Below are 26,720 nucleotides of genomic sequence, written 5' to 3'. Positions count from 1 at the left end.
GCATGGGACGTTTCACCGACCAGCACGTACTCATTCTGGGCTTGGGCGCTTCAGGCCTGGCCATGGCGCGTTGGTGCGCCGCAGAAGGCGCGCAGGTCACCGTGGCCGACACCCGGGCCGAGCCACCGCAGTTGGCCACCTTGCGCGCCGAGTGGCCCAACGCTGCTTTTGTTGCAGGCCCGTTGGCAGCCAGTTTGGTGGAAGGCAGCAGCGTGCGCGCGGTGTTCAAGAGCCCCGGCCTGTCGCCTGCCGAGGTGGCACCTGTGTGGCAAGCCGCACAGGCCATGGGCTTGTGGTTGGGCACCGAGCTGGACTTGTTCGCCCACGCGCTGCGCGATTTGCAACAAAGCCAAGGCTACGCGCCCCAGGTGCTGGCTATTACTGGTACCAACGGCAAAACCACCACCACTTCGCTCACCGGCCATTTGCTGCGCTGGGCCGATATGCAGGTGGCCGTGGCAGGCAACATCGGCCCGAGCTTGCTCGATACCCTGCGCGAAGCGCTGGTGGCGCATGCCTTGCCGCAGGTGTGGGTGCTGGAGTTGTCCAGCTTCCAGCTCGACGGGGTGAAAGACTTCGAGCCCACCGCCGCCACCGTGCTCAACGTAACGCAAGACCACTTGGACTGGCACGGCAGCATGGATGCCTATGCGCAGGCCAAGGCGCGCATTTTTGGCCAGCAAGGGCTGATGGTGCTCAACCGCGAAGACCCGTTGGTCATGGACATGCTCCCGGCCGATGCACGCCCCGGTGCCAAGCTGCCCCGGGGTGTGTTGCCGCGTCCCTATGTGACGTTCGGCACCGACATGCCACGCCGCCCTGGCGACTTTGGCTTGGAAGAAGTCAACGGCATGGTCTGGCTGGTGCGCGCCCACGAGGCCGACGAAACACAGAAAAAACGCCGCAACGCGGTGGACGAAGAGGAAATTTACGTCCAGCGCCTGATGCCCGCCGATGCACTGCGCATCCGGGGCCGCCACAACGCCAGCAATGCGCTGGCGGCGCTGGCCCTGTGTACCGCAGCGGGCGTGTCGCTGGCCCCCATTTTGTTTGGCCTGCGCGAGTACCAAGGCGAACCCCACCGCGTGGAAAGCGTGGGGGTGGTGGCCGACGTGGAGTACGTGGACGACAGCAAAGGCACCAACGTCGGTGCCACGGTGGCCGCCCTCATGGGCTTGGGGCAGGATCGCCGCTTGGTGCTCATATTGGGCGGTGACGGCAAGGGGCAAGACTTCGCCCCGCTGGCCGACCCGGTGGCGCGCTACGTCCGCGCCGTGCTGCTGATTGGCCGCGACGCCCCGCTGCTGGAGCAGGCGTTGGCCCATACCGGCGTGCCCCTGCAGCACTGCGCATCGCTTCCAGAAGCTGTGCAGCAAGCCAGCGAACGTGCCCATGCGGGCGATGCAGTGCTGATGTCGCCCGCCTGCGCCAGCTTGGACATGTTCCGCAACTACGCCCACCGTGCCGAGGTTTTCGTCGAGGCGGTGCGCGAGCTGGCATTGGCCCAAGGCCAGGATTTGGAGGCGCACGGATGAGCAGTTTGCGCGCAAGCTTGCAGGACTGGTGGAGCAAACGCTCGGGCCAAGAGCGCGAGGAAGTGCTGCCTGTGCGCTTGGGGGCCAGTCCATCGAGTGGCCCCTACCAGCCCGCCCACGTGCTGGGATTTGACCAAGCGCTGGTCTGGGTCACCGTGGCCTTGCTGCTGTGGGGGGTGGTCATGGTCTATTCGGCCAGCATCGCCATGCCTGACAACCCGCGCTTTTCCAACTACGCGCACACCCATTTCGTCATGCGCCATGTGCTGTCCATTGGGGTGGCTTTTGTAGCCTGCTTGCTGGCCTACCAAGTGCCCATGGAACGCTGGGAGCAGTGGGCACCGTGGATCTTTGTTGGCTCCATCGTGCTGCTGATTGCCGTGCTGGGCATTGGCCGTGGCGTGAACGGGGCCAAGCGCTGGATCAGTCTGGGGGTGATGAACTTCCAGCCGTCCGAATTGGCCAAGCTGGGGGTGCTTTTGTACGCCAGTAGCTACATGGTGCGCAAGATGGAGCTCAAAGAGCAGTTCTTCCAAGCCGTGGCGCCCATGGCCTTGGCCGTGGGCATTGTCGGTTTGTTGCTGCTGGCCGAGCCTGACATGGGGGCCTTCATGGTGATTGCCGTTATCGCCATGGGCATTTTGTTTTTGGGCGGGGTCAATGCCCGCATGTTTTTCCTGATCGCCGCTATCTTGGTAGTGGCTTTCGCGCTCATGATCGCCCTGTCCCCGTGGCGTCGTGAGCGCATCTTTGCTTACCTCAATCCGTGGGACGAGCAGTTCTCCTTGGGCAAAGGCTACCAGCTCACGCACGCGCTCATTGCCATTGGGCGGGGCGAGATTTTTGGCGTGGGCTTGGGCGGCAGCGTGGAAAAGCTGCACTGGTTACCCGAGGCGCATACCGACTTTTTGCTGGCCGTCATTGGCGAGGAATTTGGCTTGCTGGGCGTGCTCACCGTCATCGTGCTGTTCTTCTGGCTGACCCGCCGCATCATGCATATCGGTCGCCAAGCCATCGCCATGGATCGCGTGTTCTCGGGGCTGGTGGCGCAAGGCGTGGGCATGTGGATGGGCTTTCAGGCCTTTATCAACATGGGCGTGAATCTGGGTGCTTTGCCCACCAAGGGCCTGACGTTGCCGCTCATGAGCTATGGCGGCTCGGCCGTGCTGCTCAATCTGGTGGCCATCACCATCGTGATGCGCATCGATCTGGAAAACCGCCAGCTCATGCATGGAGTGCGACTATGACGCAGCGTCAAAAAACCGCACTCATCATGGCCGGCGGCACAGGCGGGCACATCTTCCCCGGCTTGGCCGTGGCCCACGCCCTGCAAGCGCAGGGCTGGCAGGTGCACTGGCTGGGCACGCCCGGCAGCATGGAAAGCCGCATCGTGCCCCAGCACAGCGGCATTGGGCTGGAGCTGATCGCCTTTGGCGGTGTGCGCGGCAAAGGCCTGCGCACCCTGTTGGCTTTGCCCTTCACCTTGGGCCGCGCCTGCTGGCAGGCCGCCCGCGTGATGCGCCGCGTGCAGCCCGATGTGGTGCTGGGCTTTGGTGGCTATATCACCGCACCGGGCGGCTTGATGGCGTGGCTCTTGGGCAAGCCATTGCTGCTGCACGAACAAAACTCCATTGCCGGCACGGCCAACCGCTGGCTGGCCAAGCTGGCCCGGCGCGTGTTCACTGCCTTCCCCCACGTTTTACCCGGTGGGCAGTGGGTGGGCAATCCGCTGCGCGCAGCGTTCTTGCAGCAGGCCGAGCCTGCCGAGCGCTTTGCAGGGCGCAGCGGGCCGCTGCACCTGCTGGTGGTGGGCGGTAGCTTGGGTGCCAAGGCGCTCAACACCATCGTGCCGCAGGCATTGGCCTTGATCAGTCCCGACAAGCGCCCGGTGGTGACCCACCAAGCAGGCGAAAAACAGTTCGACGAGTTACAGGCCAACTACGCCAAAGCGGGCGTGCAGGCCACGCTGACCCCGTTCATCCAAGACACCGCCAGTGCGTTCGCGCAGGCCGACTTGGTGCTGTGCCGCGCCGGAGCCAGCACCGTGACGGAACTGGCCGCCGTCGGCGTGGCTGCGGCCTTTGTGCCATTTCCCGCCGCGGTGGACGACCACCAAACCCACAACGCCCGCTTTCTGGTCGATGCCAAAGCGGGCTGGTTGCTGCCGCAGCGCGAGCTCACGCCCGAGTTGCTGGCAGATTTGCTACAAAAATTAGAGCGCCCGCAGCTGATTGCACGGGCGCTGGAGGCCAAAAAGATGCAAAAAACAGAGGCCGTTAACGCCTTGGTGGCAGCCTGCGAAGACTGCGCTGCCACCCCGAAAGCGCCCACAGCCCCCACAGATTCCTCCACCCGGAGGTCCGCATGAAGCACGCGGTACGCCATATCCATTTCGTCGGCATCGGTGGCTCGGGCATGAGCGGCATTGCCGAGGTGCTGCACAACCTGGGCTACGAAGTGTCGGGTTCCGATTTGTCGGACAGCGCCACCTTGCGCCGCTTGGGCGGCATGGGCATTCGCACCTGCATTGGCCACAGCGCCGAGCATGTGCAAGACGCTGACGCTGTGGTGACTTCCACCGCCGTGAAGGCCGACAACCCCGAGGTGCAACGCGCCCGTGAGAAAAAGATTCCGGTCGTGCCCCGCGCCCTCATGCTGGCCGAGCTGATGCGCTTGAAGCAAGGCATCGCCATTGCCGGCACGCACGGCAAAACCACCACCACCAGCTTGGTGGCCAGCGTGCTGGCCGAGGGCGGGCTTGATCCCACTTTCGTCATCGGTGGTCGCCTCAACAGCGCCGGTGCCAATGCCCGCTTGGGGCAGGGCGACCACATCGTGGTGGAAGCTGACGAGAGCGATGCGTCCTTCCTCAACCTGCTGCCCGTGATGGCGGTGGTGACCAACATCGACGCCGACCACATGGAGACCTACGGGCACGACTTTGCCAAGCTGCAAAAGGCCTTTGTCGATTTCCTGCACCGCATGCCGTTTTACGGCACGGCCATCTTGTGCACCGACGACCCGGCGGTGCGCGCCATTTGCGAAGACGTGACCTGCCCCATCACCAGCTACGGCTTGGACGAGGGCGCACAGGTGCGTGCCACCAACGTGCGGGCTGTGGGCGCGCAAATGCACTTCACCGTGCAGCGGCGCAATGGGGTAACCCTGCCCGACATGGACGTGGTGCTCAACCTGGCAGGTTTGCACAACGTGCGCAACGCCTTGGCCGCCATTGCCGTGGCCGTGGAGTTGAACATCCCCGATGCGGCGGTGCAGAAGGCCCTGGCCGAGTTCAAGGGCGTGGGGCGGCGCTTCCAGCGCTATGGCGACTTGCCCTTGCCACCCAAAGCCGATGGCAGCCTTGGTGGGGTGATGACCGTGATCGACGACTACGGCCACCACCCGGTGGAGATGGCCGCCACCTTGGCCGCAGCGCGTGGAGCCTTCCCCGGTCGCCGTTTGGTGCTGGCTTTCCAACCACACCGCTACACCCGCACCCGCGATTGTTTTGAAGATTTTGTGAAGGTCATGGGCGTGGCCGATGCCGTGCTCTTGACCGAGGTGTACGCAGCAGGCGAAGCGCCCATCGTCGCGGCCGATGGCCGCAGCCTGGCGCGCGCCCTGCGTGTGGCAGGCAAGGTGGAGCCGCATTTTGTGGACGACATCGCCGACCTGCCAGCCCAAGCCATTGCCCACGGCCAAGACGGCGATGTGCTGCTCTGCATGGGCGCGGGATCGATTGGCGGTGTGCCCGCAAAAATAGTGGATTTGCTACAAAAAAAGGAGCTGCCTGAGCAGCAAGGACGCGCTGTATGAGCGATTTGAGTTTAAAAACCAGCAGCATCAACCCAGCCAGCTTGGGCAAGGTGGCGGTGTTGCTGGGCGGTACGTCGGCCGAGCGCGAGGTATCCCTCATGTCCGGCAACGGCGTGCTGGCGGCCCTGCGCTCGCAAGGCGTGGACGCCCACCCCTTTGACCCGGCCGAGCAGCCCCTGTGGAACCTGAAGGAGCAGGGCTTTGCGCGCTGCTTCATCGCCCTGCATGGCCGTGGCGGGGAAGACGGCACCGTGCAAGGTGCGCTGGAGTTGATGGGCATGCCCTACACCGGTTCGGGGGTGATGGCCTCGAGCATTGCCATGGACAAGGTCATGACCAAGCGCATTTGGCGTTTTGAAGGATTGCCCACTCCGGCCTGGAAGGTGGTGCACAGCGCCGCCGACACGCGCGCCGCGCTGGCTGAACTGGGGGCCCCCATGATCGTCAAGCCCGCCCGCGAAGGCTCCACCATTGGCCTGACCAAAGTGACCGACCCAGCCCAGTGCGAGCAAGCCTACGCGCTGGCCGCGCAGCACGACCCCGAGGTGCTGTGCGAGCAGTTCATCGCGGGCGACGAAATCACCTGCCCGGTGCTGGAGCAAGACGGCCAGCTGGTCAGCCTGCCAGCCATCTTGATCCGCGCCCCGCAAGGCAATTACGACTACCAGAACAAGTATTTCACCGACGACACGCAGTACATCGTCCCCGCAGGCTTGCCTGCAGGGGAGGAAGAAGCCATTGCCGTGCAAGTGCGCAAGGCCTTTGCCGTGCTGGGCTGCCGCGGCTGGGCGCGGGCCGATGTGATGATCGACGCCACCACGCGCAAGCCCTATTTGTTGGAAATCAACACCGCGCCGGGCATGACGGGCCACTCGCTGGTGCCCATGGCAGCGCGTGCTGCGGGCATGAGCTACGAGCAACTGTGCCTGCACCTGCTGGCTGCTGCCCGCACCGACAACGCGGCAGGAGGTGCCAGCGCATGAGCCAAGCCGTGACCACGCCCATGGACGTGCGCCTGATGAACGCCACCGCCGCTTTGCTGGTGCTGGTGTTTGCGGGCCTGTGCGTGGTCGCGGCAGGTCGTTATGTGGTGGGGCTGCCCTTGTTCCGCTTGCAGGGCATCAGCGTGGAAGGTGATACCAACCACAACAACGCCGTCACCCTGCGCGCCAACGTAGCGCCTAGGGTGCAGGGCACGTTTTTCACGGTCAATTTGCAGCGCGTGCGCGAGGCATTCGAGGCCGTGCCCTGGGTACGCCAAGCGGTGGTGCGGCGCGAGTTTCCCAACCGCCTGCGCGTGGAGTTGCAAGAGCACCAGGCCGTGGCCTACTGGGGCGAGCAGCAGTTGGTCAACAGCCATGGCGAAGTGTTTGACGCCAACGTGGACGAAGTGGAACAAGACAAGCTGCCCAGCCTGAGTGGCCCCGATGGGCAGAGTGCCTTGGTGTTGGACATGTACCGCCAGATTGCCCCCGAAATGCAGCGCTTGGATCTGCCGGTGGCGGGGCTGGAGTTGACTGGGCGCGGCAGTTGGCGCGTGCAGTTGGAAAGCAATGCGGTGGTGGAGCTGGGGCGTGGCACCCAGCAAGAAGTGATGGAGCGCGTGCAGCGCTTCACCCATACCTTGACGCAGGTGACCGCCCGGTATGGGCGCACCCCGCAGGCGCTGGAATCAGCGGATTTGCGTCACGAGAACGGCTACGCGGTGAAGCTGCAAGGCGTCACCACGTTGGCTGCCGATGCAACCCCGCGCAAGAAGTAGACAGGTAGCAAGATGGCAAAAGAGTACAAAGATTTGGTAGTCGGTTTGGACATTGGCACCGCCAAGGTGATGGCGGTGGTCGGCGAGGTCTTGCCTGGCGGCGAGCTCAAGCTGGCGGGCCTGGGTGTGGCCCCCACCCAAGGGCTCAAGCGTGGCGTGGTGGTCAACATCGACGCCACCGTGGCCAGCATCCAGCAGGCTCTCAAAGAGGCTGAGCTGATGGCCGACTGCAAGATCACCCGGGTGCTGACGGGCATCACGGGCAGCCACATCCGCGGCATCAACTCCAGCGGCATGGTGGCGGTGAAAGACCGCGAGGTGACCCAGGCCGACGTGAACCGCGTGGTGGAAACAGCCAAGGCCATCAACATCTCCACCGACCAGCGTTTGCTACTGGTGGAACCACAGGAATTCATCATCGATGGGCAGGACGTGAAAGAGCCCATTGGCATGAGCGGCATCCGCTTGGAAGCCAAGGTGCACATCGTGACCGGGGCGCAAAGTGCAGCGGAAAACATCGTCAAGTGCGTGCGCCGCTGCGGGCTGGAAGTGGAGCAACTGATGCTCAACTCCCATGCATCGAGCTTGGCGGTGCTGACCGAGGACGAACGCGAATTGGGCGTGGCGCTGGTGGACATTGGCGCGGGCACGACCGACATCGCCATCTACACCGGCGGGGCCATTCGCCACACGGCCGCCATTCCGATAGCGGGTGACCTCATCACCAGCGACATTGCCATGGCGCTGCGCACGCCCACCAAGGATGCGGAAGAAATCAAGCTCGAAAGCGGCCACGCCAAGCAATTGTTGGTGGATCCCGAAGTGCAGGTGGAAGTGCCCGGCTTGGGCGATCGCGGCCCGCGCATGCTCAGCCGCCAAGCGCTGGCCGGGGTGATTGAGCCGCGTGTGGAAGAGATTTTCACGCTGGTGGCCCAGGTCATCCGCGAATCCGGCTACGAGGAAGTGCTCTCCAGCGGCATTGTGCTCACGGGTGGCAGTTGCGTCATGCCCGGCATGGTGGAACTGGGCGAGGACATTTTCCTCAAGCCCGTGCGCCGAGGCATTCCCAAATACAGCAGCGCCTTGCATGACATGGTGGCCCAGCCGCGTGCAGCCACCGTCATGGGCCTGCTTGAAGAGGCACGCCGGACCCGGCAGCGCGGCTTCAAGGTGGCCCAAAAGGCGGGCCCCATGAAGTCGGCGCTGGGCTCCTTCAAAGACTGGTTTGTAAGGAGCTTTTGACCATGGCCTATCGCAACCGAATACGACTGGCACGGGGAAGTCCGCCGCCATGAAAGACCTAAAACAAGCAAGAAATGCAATCTTTTTGACCTATTTAGCTAATCAGGAGTAAACACAATGACCATCGAAATGATCGACGAGGAAACGTTCAACCAAGGCACTCAAATCAAGGTGATTGGAGTCGGTGGCGGTGGCGGCAACGCTGTTGAGCACATGATCCAAACCGGGGTGAGTGGCGTGGAATTCATCTGTGCCAACACCGACGCGCAAGCGCTGGTGCGCAGCTCCGCGCACAAGCACATCCAGCTGGGTGTGACGGGTTTGGGCGCTGGCAGCAAGCCTGACAAGGGCCGTGACGCCGCCCAGCAAGCCGAGGCCGATATCCGCGCAGCGCTGGAAGGCGCGCACATGCTGTTCATCACCGCTGGCATGGGCGGTGGAACCGGCACCGGCGCAGCTCCTGTGATTGCCAAGGTAGCCCGCGAAATGGGCATCCTGACCGTGGGCGTGGTGACCAAGCCGTTTGACTTTGAAGGTGGCCGCCGCATGGCCAACGCCGACGGTGGTTTGGGCGAGCTGGAGCAAAACGTGGACTCCCTGATCGTGGTGCTCAACGACAAGCTCTTGGAAGTGCTGGGCGATGACATCACCCAAGACGAAGCCTTTGCTCAAGCCAACGACGTGCTGAAAAACGCTGTCGGCGGTATTGCTGAAATCATCAACGTGGAAGCGCTGGTGAACGTCGACTTTGAAGACGTGCGCACTGTCATGAGCGAGCCCGGCAAGGCCATGATGGGCACTGCCTTGGCCAGCGGCCCCGACCGCGCCCGCATCGCTGCCGAACAAGCTGTGGCCTGCCCACTGCTCGAAGGCGTGGACATGAGCGGAGCCAAGGGCGTGCTGGTGCTGATCAGCGCAGCGCGTGGCAACCTCAAACTGAAGGAATCGCAACTGGCAATGAACACCATCCGCGAGTTTGCCCACCCTGAAGCACATGTCATTTTCGGTACCGCTTATGACGATAGCTTGGGCGAGAACCTGCGCGTCACCGTCGTGGCAACCGGCTTGACCCGCCAACAAGGTGGCCGCCGCACAGCGCCTCCGCTGCAAGTGCTGCGCACCGGCACCGACAACGTACCCTTCCAAGTTCCTACCCTCAACGCCGTGGCCGCTGGTGCCGCTGTGTCCAACGCCGCTGCAACGGGCGCCGCTGCGGGCACCGACTTCAGCAGCATGAGCACGCCCAGCGTGTGGCGCCGCCCCAGCGACCGTACCTCGGCCGCTGCCAAGGTGGACGCGCTGGCCAGCGGGGGCATGGATGACTACGAAATCCCTGCCTTCCTGCGCAAGCAGGCCGACTAAAGCGAGGTCTTTATGTTTTTGCGTAAGATTCGCCCCGTGCTGAAACAACGAACCCTCAAATCCCTCACCCGCGCCGTTGGCGTGGGGCTGCACAGCGGCCAACGGGTCGAAATGACCCTGCGCCCCGCTGCGCCGGATACGGGCATCGTGTTTCGCCGGGTGGATCTGGCGCAAGCGCCGGATATCGTGGTCAGCGCGCAAGCGGTGACCGATACCCGTCTGGCCTCTACGCTGTCGTGCGGCAACGCCAAAGTACTGACGGTGGAACACCTCATGTCGGCCTGTGCCGGGTTGGGGGTGGACAATCTGTACGTGGACATCACGGCCGAGGAAATCCCCATTCTGGATGGCTCTGCGGCTTCTTTTGTGTTCTTGCTGCAAAGTGCGGGCATTGAGCAGCAAAACGCGCCGCGCCGCTTTATTCGGGTGAACAAGCCTATTGAAGTGCGTCAAGGCAGTGGCGATGCCGAGAAGTGGGCCCGCTTGGAGCCTTATCACGGCTACAAGCTCAGTTTCGAGATCGATTTCAAGCACCCGGCGGTGGACTCTACCGGCCAGCGTGTGGAGTTTGACCTGAGCGCAGGCAACTACACCCGTGACATTGCCCGTGCCCGCACTTTTGGCTTTACCAAAGATGTGGAAATGATGCGTGCCAACGGCTTGGCCTTGGGTGGTGGTCTGGACAATGCCATCGTCATGGACGACTACAAGGTGCTCAATGCCGATGGTTTGCGCTACGACGACGAGTTCGTCAAGCACAAGATTTTGGACGCCATGGGTGACTTGTACCTCATTGGCCGCCCCCTGCTGGCCGCCTACAGTGCCCGCCGCTCGGGCCATGCGCTCAACAACTTGTTGTTGCGTGAATTGCAAGCCCACCCCGAAGCGTGGGACATCATCACCTTTGAAGACGAAAAGGTTGCGCCCAGCGGCTTTGCCAAACTCGCGCCAGCTTGGTAAGTTTCGGCCTGTGCAGCGCTGCGGCGTCAACCAATTGGCTGTGCTGGCGTTGTCTTTCTAGCTAAGCGCGCTGCTCTCCTCAGTCTCCTAAATCGGAGTGGCTTTTGCACAGCGTTCACGCTTTGCAGGCGGCAACTCCCAACTGCGTGGCTATGCTTGGCAGCGGTCTGATTCGAAAGGATGGAGCAATGACTAAGGCTTTTTTCACCCCCCGAGCAAGCAGCATGGCCTGTCTGGCCATGGCTGGACTGGCAGCCCTGTCTGCCCCTGCATGGGCGCTGCAAGACTATGCCAAGGTAGTGGCTAGCCAACCCTTGGTGCAAGCGGTGACTACGCCGCAGCAGGTGTGTACGACCCAAACTGTAGCGGTACAGCAGCCCAAGAGCGGTGTGGGCGCGGCCGTTGGCGCTGTGGCCGGTGCCGTGTTGGGCGGTAGCCTAGCGCGTGGCCCCGCATCGGGTGCTACGGCCGCAGCGGGCATGGTAGCTGGTGCCGTGGTGGGTGACAGTTTGGAGTCCTCCAATACACAAACCCAGCAGGTGCAAAGCTGCAGCACCCAAATGCGCACCGAATACAAAACAGTGGCGTACCAAGTCACTTACGAATATGGTGGTAAACAGTACAGCGCGCAGGTGAACAAAGCCCCCGTGAACAACACCTTGGAGGTGTTTGTGAACGAGTCGAACTATGAACCCACTCCGGTGGACATCGTGACGGCAGCCAGTACTGCCACAACCGTGACTACCGTGGCACCAGCCACTACCGTGGTGGTGCAAGAGCCGGTCTATGTGCCGCGCGTGGCCGTGCCTGTCTATGTGTGGCCTGTGGGGCCAGGTCCGGGTTGGGGGTGGCACCGTCGCGGCCCCTGGGGACCGTGGTGAGTAGACCGTAGTGGCTTAGCGTCTCCGCCCGTCGCGGTAGGACACGCGGCCATTGCCAATAATCGAGTCGGCTGCGGCCATGCGGGCCATCGAGGTGCCTGCGTGTGCGTGGGTAATGGCCATGCCCAGTGCATCGGCCGCATCGGGCCCAGGCAGGCCCGGTAACTGCAGCAAGCGTTTGACCATTTCCTGAATCTGCGTTTTGTGCGCTCGGCCATGGCCTGCCACGGCTTGCTTCATTTGCAAGGCGGTGTATTCGTGCACGGGTAGACCGTTGGCCACCAAGGCGGTGAGCAAGGCGCCCCGCGCCTGCCCCAGCAGCAGGGTCGATTGCGGGTTGACGTTGACGAACACAATTTCCACCGAAGCGCAGTCCGGCTGATAGCGCTGCACCACTTCGCCAATGCCATCGAACAAGATTTTGAGCCGCTCGGGCAGGGCGCGGGTGTCGGTGGCTTGGGTGCTGATCACGCCGCTGGCGATGTAGCCCACGCGTGGGCCATCCACATCCACCACGCCAAAGCCGGTGGTGCGCAAGCCGGGGTCAATGCCAAGAATGCGCATGCCTTAAATACCGAAGTACCAGCGAATGGAGTGGTAGAACACGGGCGCAGCAAAGCACAGTCCATCCATGCGGTCGAGCAGGCCGCCCGCACCGGTGCTGGCGCGTCCATAGCTGCCCCAACTGGGGATGCCACGGTCACGTTTGATGGCTTTCATGACCAAGTGTCCCATGGAGCCCGCCAAGCAGGCGATGAAGGAAAACGCAAACGCTGTACCGGGCACCCAGGGCGTGATGCCCGCCAGTGCCGCCCCCAGAACGCTGGCCACCAGCATGCCAATCCACCAGCTATGCCAGTGAAAGCTCTGGCTGATGGCGGGCGCGACAGGCAGGCGGTGCAACCAGCGTGCCGCCAGGTGCTGGGCCAGCATGCAGGTTTGCACCACCAGCACCAAGAACAGCATCAAGAACGCGTTGCGTCCTTCGTAGCCCGGGAATTTGAGCAGCAAGATGGCGGGGACATGACTCATGCCGTATATGCACACCATGACGCCCCATTGCAGCTTGGCGCTGCGCTCCAAAAAGCGCTGCGGGTCGTTGGCCAAAGCGCTCAGCACGGGCAGGGCCAGAAAGCCATAGACCGGGATGAACACGGCAAACAAGTCGTAGTAGCCCAAGCCAATCAGCCAGTACTGCGCAGGCAGCAGTACAAAAAAAGCCATCACCAAGCTGCGGTGGTCGCCCCGGCGCGTGGGCGATAGGGTGAGGAATTCGCGCAGCGAAAACAGCGACACCAACGCAAACAGCACCAAGGTGAAGATGGGGTTGCTCATCCAGCTGATCCAAAACACGGCGGCCATGAACCAGCTGGTACGCAGCGTGGCCCACAGGCCTTTCATGTCAGCGTGGTAGCGCTCGGCCTGCTTGGGGTCGGCGTGTTCGCGGGTAGAGGCGAAAAACACCAATACGGTGGCCAGCAGCAGCATGCCAAAAATTACCTGGAACATGACACCAATTTGTTCCGTGGGTGAGAGGAGCTTGAGGTAGTAGTACATCAGGGCAGGGGGTTACAGGTCACGCAGGGCCAGCACCGCTTCGCGCGCACGCTGCAAAAAAGGTTTGCATTCTTCACCGTCTTGCACGGCAATGGGGGTGCCAAACGTCACCGAGCACAGCACGGGCACGGGCACCACTTCGCCTTTGGGTAGCATGTGCTGCACGTTGTGAATCCAAGTGGGCACCAGCACCGCGTTGGGAAAGCGCAGGGCCAAGTTGTACAAACCCGCTTTGAACGGCTGTGGCTCCCCTGTGTGACCCCGTGTGCCTTCGGGAAACAAAATGATGGAGTCCCCTTGCGACAAGGCTTCCGCCAAGGGTTCGAGTGGGTCTTCATCGGCTGTGCGATCACGCGAGACATAGACCACGTTGAACACTTGGCTGGTCAGCCATTGCTTGAAGGGGCTGCGCGTCCAATAGTCGCGTGCGGCAATGGCGCGGGTGCTGCGCCGCAGCTCCTTGGGCAGAGCCGCCCATATGAGCACCAAATCGGCGTGGCTTTGGTGGTTGGCAAAGTAAATGCGCTGCTCGGCCTTGGGCGGGCAGCCGTGCCAGCGGGCCTGCGATCCGGTGAGAAAGCGCACCAGATTGAGCAGGAAAATTTCCATCAGTTTGGCAAGCATGGACGCATGATAGCGAGGCGCGGCAACGATCTGGATGCGCGCTGGTTCAGGGCAGCTCGGCGTCGGGCATGCGCGCCACGATGACGCTGGCGCGGTTGCTCAGGTAGGCAGAGCCTAGGTTTTTCTCGAAGTACCGTGGCCGTGGCAGCATCACCGCCAAGCGCGCCGCTTCGTAGGCGTTGAGTTTGGCGGCCGGTTTGCGGTAGTAGTGCTGGGCGGCAGCTTGCGCGCCAAATACGCCTTCACCCCACTCCACGTTGTTGAGGTAAATCTCCAGAATGCGGCGCTTGTCCAGCAAGTGTTCCAGCAAGAGGGTCAGCACCAGTTCTTGGCCTTTGCGAATAAGGGTGCGCTCACCACTGAGCAGGAGGTTTTTCGCCAACTGCTGGGTGATGGTGGAGCCGCCGATGATTTTGGGTGGCTTGGGTGGTTTGCCATCTTTGCTTTGGATGGCGCGCTGCTCCGCACGGGCTTCGGCTTTGGCATTGCGCTCACGGGCTTTTTGCAGGGCGTCCCAGTCCACGCCATCGTGACTGGCGAAAGCATCGTCTTCCGAGGCAATCACAGCCCGCTTCAGGTGGGGGGATATTTGTTCGTAGGGCACCCATTCTTGATCCCAGGGCAGCCGATGGTTTTCACTGGCGATGCGCCAAATTTCCGAGCGCTGGAATGCGGTGGACTGCGGTGCGATCCACGCCATGGCCGCAATGCGCAGCACAAAAAACAATTGCAGCAGTACAAAGGCCAGTGCACAGACGACCAGCCAGCGGGCAAAAGACTTCATTGGCCTGAACTGGAAACGGTGGCTTGCAGCGCAGAGTCGCGGGTGAAGTTGAAGTGGGCAACGACGGCAAGTTGTTCTGCTTGACGGCGCATCTCGGAGCTGAAGCGACCAAAGGGGCCTGCCTCATGCGCAATCGCTTGGGCTTGGCGATCCAAGGCTTTGTTGCCAGAGCTTTGCACCACTTCGGTATCGAGCACCTTGCCGTTATGGTTAATCGTGACGATCATGGTCAGATCGCCGTAAATTTTTTGCCCGTTTTGCGTCGGAAAGTTGTCGGTGCCTTTGGTCTCAATGGCCCGGCGCAGACGGTCGTAGTAGAGCGCGTAGACGGCTTGCTGCACCGACGGGCCAATGAATTGGCGCTTGGGGCGGGCGTTTTCCATGTTGATACGGCGTTCAATCTCCGCCAGCAGTTTGATGAGCTGCTTGCGCCGCTCTTCTCGCTCCACTTGGTCTTGCTGGTTGGCCTGCGGATTGATGGGCTGGGACAGCGCGGCAATTTGGGCTTTGACTTGCGTGAGCAAGCGCTGCTGTTGCTGTTGCAGGTTTTCTATCTGCTGGCGCTGATCGTCTTCGCTGTCGTTGGCCCACTGCGTCATGGCCGATGGCGGCAGGGGGCTGCTGGCGCGCCCCGTTTCTTGCTCGCCCCCTCCCGCAATATGGGCTTGGGCGATGGCTTGCGCTTTGGTGGGGGCGTTTTTGGTGCTGGCATTGACCAGAATCACTTCCAGTGGCTGGTCTTCAAACACGCGGTTAAAAGCCTCTGGATCTACCAAACGGACGGTGAGCAACGCCCCGTGCAGCAGCACGGAGGCGCCCAAAGTCCAATGCAAGGTGGTAAGCGATGCCAGTTTCACAGGGGGGGATTATCGCCGCCGGAGGGGGGGGGCTCGGTGTCGGTGTTGTTCTCCGTCACATCCACGGCAATCGTTAGCGGTCCGGCGGCTGCTTCGTCCTCGTCGTTTTCTTCGTCGGCTGGGCTTGCGTTGCCAACAGGGCTGTCCAAGCGCTCCAGCAGCGTGCCGTGGATGTCCAAGGCAATCAGGTCGGGCTCTCCCAGCTTGACGCGAATCAGAGCGCCGCGTGGCAAGCCTTGCGCGCCCAGCACGGGCAGTACCAGCGGGATGTCTTGAGCGCGGGCCAGGTTGTCCTTCATGACGGCGGCTACCAGCTCGGTCAGGCCATGTTGCTGCACGTAGCGCAGCGTCCAGAAGCGCTCCATGCCAGCTTGGTAACCGTTGTAGGCCGAGTACGCTGTGTCGAATGCGGAAATGATGCCAAACAGCTCCGCATCCTTGGGTTTGAAGGGGACAGCCAGCGCGGCGGTCTTGCCGTGGCGCGCGCAGGCGATGATTTGCCACTGGTTCACCAAGTCGGTGTAGCGGCGCAGCGGGGAGGTGCTCCACGCATAGCTTTTTACGCCAATACCCGCATGCGGCAGGGCCTTGGTGCCCATGCGCACTTTCACGCCGGGGGTCATGCTGGCTTGACTGCGGTAGATGGCGGGCACACCCAGTTCAGCCATCCAACTGCCCCAGGTGCTGTTGGCCAAAATCATGGCTTCGGCCACGATCAAGTCCAGCGGTGCGCCACGCTGGCGCACGCTGATGTGTACGGTTTCGTCACCCACGGGTTCAGCGCCGTCGTTGCCGACCAAGCGGAAGTTGTAGTCTGGACGGTTGAAGGTCTCTGGCTTGCCACGCACGACTTCGCGCTTGGCCTTGAGGTCTTGCGCCAAGCGGTGCAAAAAGGTCAGTGCGGGGCGCAGGGTCTGCAGTTCAGTCGGCGTGTTGTCGTGCTGCACGCTGGCGTCTTGCAGCCAATCCCCCGTCACGATGTGGTCTATCTGGTCGTGGCGCAGGTTGTGGGCGATGGGCACCCGCTCCAGCTTGGTTTCGTGGCCTTGGATGGTCAGTGTGGCTTCGTCCAGCGTCACGTAGAGCGACACGGCCGGGCAGTCGCGCCCCTCTAGCAGCGTGTAGCGTTGCACTACGTCGTCGGGCAGCATGGTGACTTTGTAGCCGGGCATGTACACGGTGGACAGGCGGGCGCGACCCAGTACGTCCACGGCACTGCCGGGCTGCACGGCCAAGCCGGGCGCTGCAATGTGGATGCCCAGCGTTACCGTGCCAGTGCCCAAGCCTTGCAGCGACAGGGCATCGTCAATCTCGGTGGTTTGCGAATCGTCGATGGAGAACGCTTGCACAGGGGCGACTGGCAGCGCATCGGTGATGTCCGGTGCCTGCACCGCAGGAAAGCCCGTGCCTTTGGGGAAATACTCCAGCACAAAGCGCTTCCAGTGGAACTCGTAGGGGGAGGCAATGGCCCCTGCCTTTTGCAGCAGGGCCAGTGGGGCCTGCTGGCTGCTGCGGCTGGCTTCCACCACGGCCTTGTATTCAGGTGCGTTTTTGTCCGGTTTGAACAGAATTTTGTACAACTGCTCGCGCACTGAGGGCGGGCACTGGCCCTGCGCCAAGTCGGCCGCCCATTGGGCGATTTGCTCGGCCTGCAGGCGTTTTTTCTCGATGGCTGCCAGCGCCTGCTGGATGATTTCGGCGGGGGCTTTGCGAAAGCGTCCTTTGCCAGCGCGGCGGAAATAATGCGGCGCTTCGTACAGACGCAAGAGGGCACCGGCTTGTTCTGTCAGCGTGGCGTTGGCCGAAAAGTATTCGCGCGCCAAGTCGGCAAAGCCAAACTCGTCTTCGGGGGCGAATTCCCACGCCAAGTCCAGCTCAATGCTAGCGGCCACGGTGTGCGCCGCTGCCAAGAATGCGGCGGGCTCGGGCTTTTCAAAGCGCAGCAACTGGTTGGCGGCTTTGACCTTGACGCGCTTGCCAGAGTCCAGCTCCACCTGCGCAGAGGCATCGGCCTCGGAAAGAATGCGGCCGGCCAAAAATTTGCCAGCATCGTCGAACAATACAAACATAGGGGCTCTTCAGATAAGGGGCGTATTGTCCGCTATCCCCATAACTCCCCTGCGTGCAGCCCTGCTGGCGCGTCGGTCAGGCTTGAAGCCCTAGATGGCGCAGCACCTGCGGCAGGTAGTCGGCAAAGTTGCTCAGGGCATGGTCGCCACCTTCTTGCAATACATGGGGCATGGCGCTGTAGCGGACGTGCATTTCGCGCCAGTCCAGTACCTCATCGCCTTTGGCCAGCAGGGCTAGGTAGCGCTCAGGGTGGGTCAACTCGCCCAGCGTCAAGGCGTGCAGTTCGCCCACGTATTCGGGGGCAAAGTAAAACGACTCCTCGGGTGCATGCCACTGGGTTTGCTCGCCGATGTAGCGCTCCAAGTCACGTGCTGGGTTCACTGCGGGGTTGATGAGCACGGCGCGGCAGAACGTGTGCTCGGCCACATAGGTGGCATAAAACCCACCCAGCGACGAGCCCATGACCGCCATGCTTGAGCGCGGCCAGTGGGCTATGCCGTCTAGCACCAGCCGCATGGCTGCAGCAGGTGACGGCGGCAACTGCGGGCACCACCAGTGCACCTGCGGGTAGTGACGGGCCATGTGCTCGGCCATGAGACGCGCTTTGAACGACTGGGGCGAGGAGCGAAAGCCGTGCAGGTAGAGGAGGTGGGTGGTGGGCAATACGGCAGGTGTGGGCATAAGCGAGCAAGGATAATCCACCCCCATGCCACACCAGTTCGGAAAAATTCCCCTTCGCAAGCGTTTAGAGCCTGTATTGAGTCGCTTTGACGGGCCCTTGGCCTTCATCGTGTTCATTTTGTGTTGTCTGGGCTTGCTCATCATGTACTCGTCGGGCTATGACAATGGTTCGCGTTTTACCGACCACGCGCGCAATATGTTGATTGCCGGTTCCATCATGTTTGTGGTCGCCCAGATACCGCCACAGCGCCTCATGAATATTGCGGTGCCGCTTTACACCGTGGGGGTGGCTTTGCTGATAGCGGTGGCTATTTTTGGTATTACCAAAAAGGGGGCCAAACGCTGGGTCAATGTGGGGGTGGTGATCCAGCCCAGCGAGATCATGAAGCTGGCCATGCCTTTGATGTTGGCGTGGTGGTTCCAAAAACGCGAGGGTCAGTTGCGGGCCTTGGATTTTGTGGTGGCGGGCGTGTTGCTGGCTATCCCGGTGGGCCTGATCATGAAACAGCCTGATTTGGGCACGGCCATGCTGGTGCTGGCAGCGGGCGTGTCGGTCATTTTCTTTGCCGGTATGAGCTGGAAGTTGGTCATCCCGCCGGTGGTCTTGGGGGTGATAGGTATTGCCCTGCTGGTGATTTTTGAGCCACGGCTGTGCGCCGAAGGCGTGAACTGGCCGGGCTTGCACGATTACCAGCAGCAACGGGTGTGTACCTTGCTGGACCCTACGCGTGACCCTTTGGGCAAGGGGTTTCACATCATCCAAGGGATGATCGCCATTGGTGCGGGTGGTATCACAGGCGCGGGCTATATGAAGGGTACGCAAACCCATTTGGAGTTCATTCCTGAGCGCACCACGGACTTTATTTTTGCGGCTTACTCCGAGGAGTTGGGCTTGATTGGTGTGCTGGTACTGATAGGTGCTTTTATGGCGCTTATTTTGCGTGGGCTCAACATTGCCATGGAGGCGCCCACCTTGTTCTCTCGCCTGATGGCGGGGGCGGTTTCTGTCATTTTCTTTGCCTATGCTTTTGTGAATATGGGCATGGTCAGTGGCATTTTGCCAGTGGTGGGCGTGCCTCTGCCGTTCATCAGTTACGGTGGTACGGCCATGGTGATTTTGGGCTTGGCCTTGGGCATTTTGATGTCGATTGCCAACAGCAAGCGCTTGGTACAGAGTTAGAAAGGATGACGTCGTGAAAGCAGTGCAATCCATCGCAGGGCTGTTGGCCTTGCTGGGGCGAGGCGTGGTGCGCGCATTGTTGCGTGCGTGGCTTTTGATCGGGCCTTTGGTGTTGGTGCAAAGTGCGGTGCGTGGGGTGCAGCTCATGCATTTCTGGCCACAAGGTTTTGGTGCCTCTCGCCCCGATGTGGCTGCAGTGTTATGGCAAGGTGTGCGCTTTGACCTCAAGGTGGCTGCTGTTCTGGTGTTTGTGTTGCTGCTGGTGTGGCCTTGGGTGAGTGAGCGCATCTACCGTATCGTGGGCGGGGTGTTGATTGGCTTGGTGGTGGTGCTGTCGGTGATCAATTTGCACTACTTTGGGTTTTATAAAACGCCCATCGATTCCTTGGTCTTTGGTGTGTTTGAGGATGACACGGGCGCGGTGTTCGCCACCATTTGGCGCGACTTTCCTATTGCCATGACCTTGCTAGGGACCGTGCTGCTGATCACTGCTGGCATCGCTTTGCATGGCCGTTTGGTGCGGCAAGCCCCTATCGAAACCCTGCTGTACAAGGCGCGCTGGTTTGTTCTGGTGCCCTTGTCTGTGGTGTTGCTGGTGGCCTTGCTGTTTGCAGGCAAGGGCACGGTGCGTGAAATGGCCCTGCAAAAGCAGCACCTGACGGTGACCACCTCGCAGTTCCTCAACGACATGGTGCCCAATGGCTCTATCGCCCTCAAGTACGCATGGGACAGTCGCCGCCAGTCGCAGCAGTTGGCTGACCCATTGCTAGGCTTGCGCGCCATGGGTTACCAGTCCGCGCAAGAAGCAGCCAAGGTTTTGGGTTTGCCTGCTGACAGCGATGCTGCGGTGCAGGCCGCGCTTTACCAGCACCCGGCTTTGCCAGCAGGCGCGGCCAAAAAGAATTTGATTTTTTTCCTCATGGAGTCGTGGAGTGCAGAGCCCATGCTCTACCAGTCCCCGCGCTTTGATGTGCTGGGGCGCATGGTGCCCACACTCAAGGATGCTTGCCACTTTGACAACTTCGATTCAGCGCAGCCGGGTACTCACCCGTCGTTGGAGGCGATTTTGTTCTCCAGTCCCATTACCCCGCTTACCTTGGGCGATGCCGGACGCAAGCCACTGCCCAGCAGCATTGCCGTGGCCGCGCAAAAAGCGGGTTACCACACCCTGTTTCTGACGTCGGGGCGCTCTGGTTGGCGGGACTTGAACCGCGTGCTCCATACCCAGGGCTTTGACGAAGTCATCGATGCCAACAACTTGCGTGCGCTCTACCCCGAAGCGAACGTTGGTTTGTGGGGGGTGTGGGATGAGTACATCTTCAAATACTTGCAACAGCGCCTGGCACAGCCCCCCAAACCAGGGGATAAGCCACTCATGGTCTTTGTGCTATCGGTAACCAACCACCCACCCTACGATTTGCCAGAGAACTACACCCCACCCAAGCTGGACATGTCGCAGTGGAAAGGCGAGACCTCTGCCGATACCCTGGTGCCCAACTTGGATACTTACCGCTATGCGGCTGATTTGTTGGGCGGCTTCGTGCAGTGGCTGCGTGCAAGCCCTTGGTGGGATAACACCATCATGGCGGGCACGGGCGATCACAATGTGCGCTCTTTTGGCGTCTATGCCGAGGCCTCACGCCGTTACCTGATTCGCCAAGTGCCCTTCGTCATTTGGGGCAAAAACCTGCAGTGCGGTACGCAGCAGCACTTGCCAGCCAGCCACCGCGACATGTTCCCCACACTCTTTCCATTGCTTGGGGTGGATGCGGGGTATGTGCAAAGCGGGCGCAATCTGTTGGCGCAGCCCAGCGCATCACCCATGGATGCACCGCGCACCTTGTTTTACACCGCTGAGGCTCGCAACGCACAAGGCGCTTGGCAGCTGGGAAATCCCGGCTCTTTTGTCTGCACCTCTTCCAAGCAGGCTGGTGATGTGCCTGGCTGTGTCTTCAACCCCCAAGACGATGCCCAAGAGCGCGCCCGCATTGGGCTGCTGGACTGGAATATCCGCTATGGACTGCAACAACGCAAATAACACTGAAAACGCTACTGCATGAGCAAACAACTCGAAGAACTTTTTACCAACAACCGCGCGTGGGCTGCCGAGATGGAGCGCCAACGCCCCGGTTTTTTCACCGGTTTGGCCAATCAACAGCGTCCCCAGTACATGTGGATTGGTTGCTCCGACAGCCGCGTGCCCGCCAACGAAATCACGGGTTTGGCCCCGGGTGAAGTGTTCGTGCACCGCAATGTGGCCAATGTGGTGGTGCACTCGGATTTGAATGCCCTCTCCACCATCCAGTTCGCGGTGGAGCACCTCAAGGTCAGCCACATCATGGTGGTGGGCCACTACGGCTGCGCGGGCGTCAAGGCCGCGCTCGATGGTGCCCGCATTGGGCTGGCCGACAACTGGTTGCGCCACATCCAAGACGTGCGCGACCGCCACCGCGACATATTAGATGCCTTGCCCGAGTTTTCCCGTTCTGCGGCGCTGTGTGAGCTCAACGTCATCGAGCAGGTAGTCAATGTCGCCCAAAGTACCGTGGTGCAGGATGCGTGGGGCAAGGGGCAAGACGTCACTTTGCACGGCTGGGTGTATGGTGTCAGTGACGGTTTGCTGCAAGACTTGCACATCACCGTCAACGGCAATGATGATTTGGTATCCATTTACGGGGAGGCTTTGTCGGGCGTGCGCCTGATGCCACGCCAGCCCCAATAAGCCGGGGAGATTTGCACCATGTTCCCAGCCCGTCTGGATTCGTTGCTGGCCTATGACATTGCCAAGGCCATGATGGATGGCTTTAACCGTCACTACCAACTGTTTCGCACCGAATCCGCACGGGCCAAGCACCGCTTTGAGGTGCAAGACTGGCACGGCCAGCAGCGCGCCCAGCGCGAGCGCATTGAGTTTTACGACCTGCGCGTCAAAGAATGCAGCCTGCGCTTGGAGCGCGAGTTCAAGGCTGGGAGTCAAGGCATGGACGTGTGGCAGCAAGTCAAGCTGCACTACATTGGCCTCTTGGTAGATCACCACCAGCCCGAGTTGGCGGAGACCTTTTTCAATTCGGTCACCACCAAAATCCTGCACCGCAGCTATTTCCAGAATGACTTCATCTTTGTGCGCCCAGCGGTCAGCACGGAATACATCCAGATCGACGAGTCGCGCAACCAACCCAGCTACCGCTCCTACTACCCCAGCCGCGACAGCATGCAGCAGACGGTGCGACAGATGGTGCGTGACTTCGATTTGCGCGTGCCCTTTGACGACCTAGAGCGCGATGCCCAGTACGTCACGCAGGGGGTAGCCGGCTTGCTGCGCGACACCAAGCTGCGCGCCAACTTCCAAATCCAGGTGCTGTCGGGCCTGTTTCTGCGCAACAAAGGGTGTTACATGGTGGGCAAGGTGATCAACGGCTTTTATGAGCATGGCTTTGCCTTGCCCATTCTGCACAACGAGCAGGGCAAGCTGTACATCGATGCGGTACTTTTTGGCGAAGACGATTTGCTGATGCTGTTCAGTTTTGCGCGGGCCTACTTCATGGTGGACATGGAAATCCCCAGTGCCTACGTGCAGTTCTTGCGCAGCCTCATGCCGCGCAAACCGCGCAACGAAATCTACAACGCACTGGGGCTGGCCAAGCAGGGCAAGACACTGTTCTACCGCGATTTCCTCATGCACTTGCGGCACAGCACCGACCGGTTTCGCATCGCTCCCGGCATCAAGGGCATGGTCATGCTGGTGTTCGATTTGCCCAGCTTTCCCTATGTATTCAAGCTCATCAAAGACTACTTTCCACCGCAAAAGGACACTACGCGCGAGCAGATCAAGGGCAAGTACCTGCTGGTCAAGCAGCATGACCGCGTGGGCCGTATGGCCGACACATTGGAGTACAGCAACGTGGCTTTTCCGCGTGAACGGTTCAGTGATGAATTGATTGCCGAAATCCAGCAATTCGCCCCGAGCCAGATCGAGGTCAGCGACCGCGATGGCGATGGCAACTTGGAGGTCATCCTCAAGCATTTGTACATCGAGCGGCGCATGATCCCGCTCAACATCTACCTGCAAGAAGCGTTTGATGCGGGTGGTACCAACGCGGCAGACACCAGCGCTGCCGCCCAACGTGCCCGCGAGCAGATCGAGCGGACGGTGGTGGACTATGGCAACGCCATCAAAGACCTAGTGGCTGCCAACATCTTCCCCGGCGACATGCTGTGGAAAAACTTCGGCATGACGCGCCACGGCAAGGTGGTGTTTTACGACTACGACGAAATCGAATACCTGACCGATTGCCACTTCCGCCGCGTGCCCGCACCGCGCAACGAGGAAGATGAAATGTCCGGCGAGATTTGGTACAGCGTAGGCCCCAAAGACGTGTTTCCCGAAACCTTCGCCCCGTTCCTGCTGGGAAACACTGCCGTGCGCGATGTGTTCATGCGCCACCACGCCGACTTGCTAGACCCGGCATTTTGGCAAGCGCACAAAGAACGCATCGTCGCCGGGCACGTGATGGACGTATTCCCGTACGAGCGGGAACGGCGGTTTAGCCGCGGAGTCTTTGGGGGTGGTTTCAGGCTGACAGCAACTTGAACTTGCCCACGGCGGTTAGGAGTCCGCCTGCTTGGGCTTTCAAGGATTCGGCCGCGGCGGCGGACTGTTCTACCAAGGCAGCGTTTTGCTGCGTCATGCTGTCCATTTGCACAATGGCCAAGTTGACTTCACTCACGCTTTGGGTCTGCGCTTGGATGGCTGCAGCTATCTCGCCAATCAGCGTTTGCACGTTGTGCACCGATGCCACCACCTGCGCCATGGTGCTGCCCGCTTCGTCCACCAGTTGACCGCCTTGTTCCACTTGCTCTACCGAACTGGCAATCAGGGTTCTGATTTCACGTGCCGCTTGCGCAGACCGCTGAGCCAGTGTGCGCACTTCGGTGGCCACTACCGCAAAGCCACGTCCTTGCTCGCCTGCGCGAGCGGCTTCCACCGCAGCATTGAGTGCCAAGATATTGGTCTGGAAGGCAATGCCATCGATCACGCCAATGATGTCGCCAATCTTGCGTGACGAATGTTGAATGCCGGTCATGGTTGCCACCACGCGATTGACCACGGCGCCACCCAGCGTGGCTACTTCGGTTGCGGTATGGGCCAAGTGATGGGCTTGCTGCGCAGACTCTGAACTGCTGCGCACTGTATCGGCCACTTGTTGCATGGCGGCGGATGTTTGTTCGATATTGGCTGCGGCTTGTTCGTTGCGAATCGATAAATCGTGCCCACCCGCAGACACTTCTTGGGCCGCAGTGGCCACGGCGTCTGCGCCCATGCGCACCCTAGAGACTGAGGCATTTAAGGCATTTTGCATGCGTGCCAATGCACGCAAAAGATCGCCCAATTCATCGCGTCTGTCGGACTGGACGCGGTTGCACAAATCACCATTGGCAATGCGGTCTGCCGTGGTAGCTGCGTGGGCCAAGGGTGTGGTCAGTGAGCGCGTGAGCAACCATGCAACAACAGCCCCCAAGGCCAACGCCACCGCAAGCAGCAATCCCATGCCCCAGATGACGGCGCTGTAGTCCAGATCCGCTTGTCGTGTGGCTTGTGCAGCACCTTGTGTGTTGGCTTGGGTTAATTGGGCCATGGCATCGGTCGTAGCACGAAATGCTTTGCGCGAATCCCCGCGGATGAATGCCCGTGCCTCGTCGGCTTTGCCTTGCTTGAGCAAATCCATTAAGCGCGGTTGGCTCACTTTGTAGGCTTGTATAGCCGCTTGCAGATCGTCAAAAGGGATGCGCTCTGATGGCGACAGTGTTTGCCCATAGGATTTGAGCAAGGGCGGGATTTGCTCCCATTGTTTGGCAATGCGGGCAGACTCATCTTGCATAGACTGCGCATCACCGCCCAGCATCATCTGCAACTCGCCACGCCGCATTTGGTTGAGTGCCTCGTTGATGCCTGCCAACTGCTGGGTGCTGGGAAGCCAGTCGGTGGCGAATGATTGCACGCTGTCGTGTATGCGGGCTACCCGATCAAGGGCATACACCCCCATTGCCAAGACCAGTACCAATAGCAGTGCAAAGCCTGCACCCAAACGAACGCCGACACGAGAGTGGGCTGCAACCGTTGCCGATGTGGCTGTAGTCGCTATTACAGCTATTTACGGTTTTTCGTTTTTTTTGACCTTCTGCCTCGGTGTCTGCTTCATTGACGCCATAGCGGCGTTGGTCTGCCAGCCAGTTGCTGCTTTTGCAGCAAGGCAAGACGGGGGCGACTCATTAGGATCGCCCCCGAATCTGTCACTTAAAAGGTGTATCTGGCACCGACTGAAAATGTTGTGACTTTGGTTCCAGTCAATGTGGTGCTGCCATCTGGAGCCAAACTTTTCGCGGTATTCGTCCCTAGCGATGCGTTGGCTTCATTTAAGACGTAGCCAATTCCGCTCAACCATTCCAGATTTTTGTTCACCTTGTAGGTCATGCCGAGATTGGCGCCTCGAGCACCGGTTTCTTGTTGAGTTGCCGAACCGATTTGGGAATCGTCTAGCAAGCCGTAGGTGGCATGCACACTGTATTTTCCCCACGTGTAAGTGAATCCAACACCGTAGCCGACCTGGGTTGTCGTTCCATTGACCGTTGTCTTCTCTATCGCTATTCCTATATCCAAATCTTTGATGATTTCTATATTTCCGCCAATTAGTTGGGCTGTGAAGCTATTTGAATTGGATAAATTGCTGGTGGAATAATCTGCGGTGCTTGTGGATGAGTTGGTGTTTTGTTTGTACTGGTAGCCTATATTGATGTTTTCATATTTGTATGAGAGGGTGGCGGCAACGCCGTGCGCATTGGCCGTTGTTGTGTCAGATCCGAAATCGTAGTCTGCGGTTATTTTGAATCCTTTAATAACTGGGGAGATATACGCCACGACACTGGTTGGTTGGCCCGCTCCTCGGTGTACAAATTGCCCGATACCACCGGATGTTTCTTCAATGTTTTTCATACCTTCGGGAAACCAATCGTCGTACACATCGTAAAATTTCCCCGCCTGAACCTTCCCATAATTACCTTTCACACCAAGATAAATGGGTCTGCTGGATAAGCCTGAAGAGGCATCATTGGTTCCATTGGCGCTGTTGGAGCCCACGCGCACACGGTATTCGGCGCGCCAGAAGGCTTGGGTGTTTTCGTCAATATTGCTTTCGCCCTTAAAGCCGATGCGTGAACTCTGGTCAACCAACCGGGTTCGGCTCGATGATTTGTTCTTAACTGGCGAGTCAATATTTTCATATTGAGGTGATGTGGCTAGAAATCCATACAAAATGGCTTTTTCGTCCAATAGACTCATGTCGGCTTGTGCGCCACTTGCTGATAAAAGCAATGAAGTCGTAATGGCATATTTTTTGCGAAACATAGTTGTC

23 protein-coding genes are annotated in these 26,720 nt (G+C 60.4%); 14 read left to right on the top strand and 9 right to left on the bottom strand.

Going from position 1 to position 26,720, the window contains the following annotated elements:
- The first annotated feature begins 2 nt into the window (after positions 1-2).
- The 10 genes from KIK84_RS06490 (at position 3) to KIK84_RS06445 (ending at position 11,558) form a co-directional block, all read left to right on the top strand.
- Positions 3-1,535, top strand: coding sequence for a Mur ligase family protein (locus tag KIK84_RS06490; protein ID WP_214122212.1), 1,533 nt, complete (start codon positions 3-5; stop codon positions 1,533-1,535).
- Positions 1,532-2,782, top strand: a complete 1,251-nt coding sequence (gene ftsW, locus KIK84_RS06485; RefSeq protein ID WP_214122211.1) for a putative lipid II flippase FtsW — start codon at positions 1,532-1,534, stop codon at positions 2,780-2,782. The genes KIK84_RS06490 and ftsW overlap by 4 nt, the downstream gene beginning before the upstream one ends.
- Complete coding sequence (gene murG / locus KIK84_RS06480) at positions 2,779-3,903, top strand: undecaprenyldiphospho-muramoylpentapeptide beta-N-acetylglucosaminyltransferase (RefSeq protein WP_214122210.1); 1,125 nt, start codon at positions 2,779-2,781, stop codon at positions 3,901-3,903. Before ftsW ends, murG begins: the two co-directional genes overlap by 4 nt.
- Positions 3,900-5,351 (top strand): UDP-N-acetylmuramate--L-alanine ligase, encoded by a 1,452-nt coding sequence (murC, locus tag KIK84_RS06475; RefSeq protein WP_214122209.1) that lies wholly within the window; start codon positions 3,900-3,902, stop codon positions 5,349-5,351. Before murG ends, murC begins: the two co-directional genes overlap by 4 nt.
- Positions 5,348-6,334, top strand: coding sequence for a D-alanine--D-alanine ligase (locus KIK84_RS06470; protein ID WP_214122208.1), 987 nt, complete (start codon positions 5,348-5,350; stop codon positions 6,332-6,334). The genes murC and KIK84_RS06470 overlap by 4 nt, the downstream gene beginning before the upstream one ends.
- Positions 6,331-7,113, top strand: a complete 783-nt coding sequence (locus tag KIK84_RS06465; RefSeq protein WP_214122207.1) for a cell division protein FtsQ/DivIB — start codon at positions 6,331-6,333, stop codon at positions 7,111-7,113. Before KIK84_RS06470 ends, KIK84_RS06465 begins: the two co-directional genes overlap by 4 nt.
- A 12-nt stretch (positions 7,114-7,125) precedes the next feature.
- Entirely contained in the window at positions 7,126-8,355 is a 1,230-nt protein-coding gene (ftsA, locus tag KIK84_RS06460; protein ID WP_214122206.1) for a cell division protein FtsA, read from the top strand.
- A gap of 117 nt (positions 8,356-8,472) precedes the next feature.
- Positions 8,473-9,717 (top strand): cell division protein FtsZ, encoded by a 1,245-nt coding sequence (gene ftsZ, locus KIK84_RS06455; RefSeq protein WP_214122205.1) that lies wholly within the window; start codon positions 8,473-8,475, stop codon positions 9,715-9,717.
- A 36-nt stretch (positions 9,718-9,753) separates the two neighbouring features.
- Positions 9,754-10,677, top strand: coding sequence for a UDP-3-O-acyl-N-acetylglucosamine deacetylase (gene lpxC, locus KIK84_RS06450; RefSeq protein WP_214122204.1), 924 nt, complete (start codon positions 9,754-9,756; stop codon positions 10,675-10,677).
- 188 nt (positions 10,678-10,865) lie between these two features.
- Complete coding sequence (locus KIK84_RS06445; RefSeq protein WP_214122203.1) at positions 10,866-11,558, top strand: hypothetical protein; 693 nt, start codon at positions 10,866-10,868, stop codon at positions 11,556-11,558.
- 15 nt (positions 11,559-11,573) lie between these two features.
- Here the strand turns inward: KIK84_RS06445 and ruvC are convergent, their stop codons facing one another.
- The 7 genes from ruvC to KIK84_RS06410 all read right to left on the bottom strand — a co-directional run bounded on the left by ruvC (position 11,574) and on the right by KIK84_RS06410 (position 18,131).
- A complete protein-coding gene (ruvC, locus tag KIK84_RS06440) occupies positions 11,574-12,122 on the bottom strand; it encodes a crossover junction endodeoxyribonuclease RuvC (RefSeq protein ID WP_214122202.1) in 549 nt (182 codons plus the stop codon).
- A 3-nt stretch (positions 12,123-12,125) separates the two neighbouring features.
- A complete protein-coding gene (locus KIK84_RS06435; protein ID WP_214122201.1) occupies positions 12,126-13,115 on the bottom strand; it encodes a phosphatidate cytidylyltransferase in 990 nt (329 codons plus the stop codon).
- A 12-nt stretch (positions 13,116-13,127) separates the two neighbouring features.
- Positions 13,128-13,739 carry a lysophospholipid acyltransferase family protein gene (locus KIK84_RS06430; RefSeq protein WP_214122200.1) on the bottom strand — a complete coding sequence of 204 codons (612 nt, stop codon included), beginning with the start codon at positions 13,737-13,739 and terminating at the stop codon, positions 13,128-13,130.
- 46 nt (positions 13,740-13,785) lie between these two features.
- Positions 13,786-14,523: a monofunctional biosynthetic peptidoglycan transglycosylase gene (mtgA, locus tag KIK84_RS06425; protein ID WP_214122199.1), complete on the bottom strand. Its 738-nt coding sequence runs from the start codon at positions 14,521-14,523 to the stop codon at positions 13,786-13,788.
- Entirely contained in the window at positions 14,520-15,374 is an 855-nt protein-coding gene (locus tag KIK84_RS06420; protein WP_214122341.1) for an energy transducer TonB, read from the bottom strand. Before KIK84_RS06420 ends, mtgA begins: the two co-directional genes overlap by 4 nt.
- Positions 15,375-15,376: 2 nt before the next feature.
- Entirely contained in the window at positions 15,377-17,449 is a 2,073-nt protein-coding gene (locus tag KIK84_RS06415; protein ID WP_214122198.1) for a ribonuclease catalytic domain-containing protein, read from the bottom strand.
- Between the two features lie 76 nt (positions 17,450-17,525).
- Positions 17,526-18,131: a YqiA/YcfP family alpha/beta fold hydrolase gene (locus tag KIK84_RS06410; protein WP_214122197.1), complete on the bottom strand. Its 606-nt coding sequence runs from the start codon at positions 18,129-18,131 to the stop codon at positions 17,526-17,528.
- A gap of 25 nt (positions 18,132-18,156) precedes the next feature.
- Here KIK84_RS06410 and rodA point away from each other — a divergent pair, with 25 nt between their 5' ends.
- Genes rodA through aceK form a run of 4 tightly spaced genes read left to right on the top strand, consistent with a single transcriptional unit; the run spans position 18,157 to position 23,902 of the window.
- On the top strand, positions 18,157-19,311 hold the full coding sequence (gene rodA / locus KIK84_RS06405) for a rod shape-determining protein RodA (RefSeq protein WP_214122196.1): 1,155 nt from the start codon (positions 18,157-18,159) through the stop codon (positions 19,309-19,311).
- Positions 19,312-19,324: 13 nt separating this feature from the next.
- A complete protein-coding gene (locus tag KIK84_RS16910; RefSeq protein ID WP_214122195.1) occupies positions 19,325-21,349 on the top strand; it encodes an LTA synthase family protein in 2,025 nt (674 codons plus the stop codon).
- Positions 21,350-21,367: 18 nt separating this feature from the next.
- Entirely contained in the window at positions 21,368-22,033 is a 666-nt protein-coding gene (gene can / locus KIK84_RS06395; RefSeq protein ID WP_214122194.1) for a carbonate dehydratase, read from the top strand.
- Between the two features lie 18 nt (positions 22,034-22,051).
- Entirely contained in the window at positions 22,052-23,902 is a 1,851-nt protein-coding gene (aceK, locus tag KIK84_RS06390; protein WP_214122193.1) for a bifunctional isocitrate dehydrogenase kinase/phosphatase, read from the top strand.
- Here the strand turns inward: aceK and KIK84_RS16905 are convergent.
- A complete protein-coding gene (locus KIK84_RS16905) occupies positions 23,883-25,454 on the bottom strand; it encodes a methyl-accepting chemotaxis protein (RefSeq protein WP_349815910.1) in 1,572 nt (523 codons plus the stop codon). The genes aceK and KIK84_RS16905 overlap by 20 nt on opposite strands.
- Positions 25,455-25,606: 152 nt before the next feature.
- Entirely contained in the window at positions 25,607-26,713 is a 1,107-nt protein-coding gene (locus KIK84_RS06380; RefSeq protein ID WP_214122192.1) for a porin, read from the bottom strand.
- Between the last annotated feature and the right edge of the window lie 7 nt (positions 26,714-26,720).

The organism is Curvibacter sp. CHRR-16, assembly GCF_018474005.1.
Classification (GTDB): Bacteria; Pseudomonadota; Gammaproteobacteria; order Burkholderiales; family Burkholderiaceae_C; genus Allorhodoferax.
This window is presented reverse-complemented; position numbering and strand designations above follow the sequence as displayed.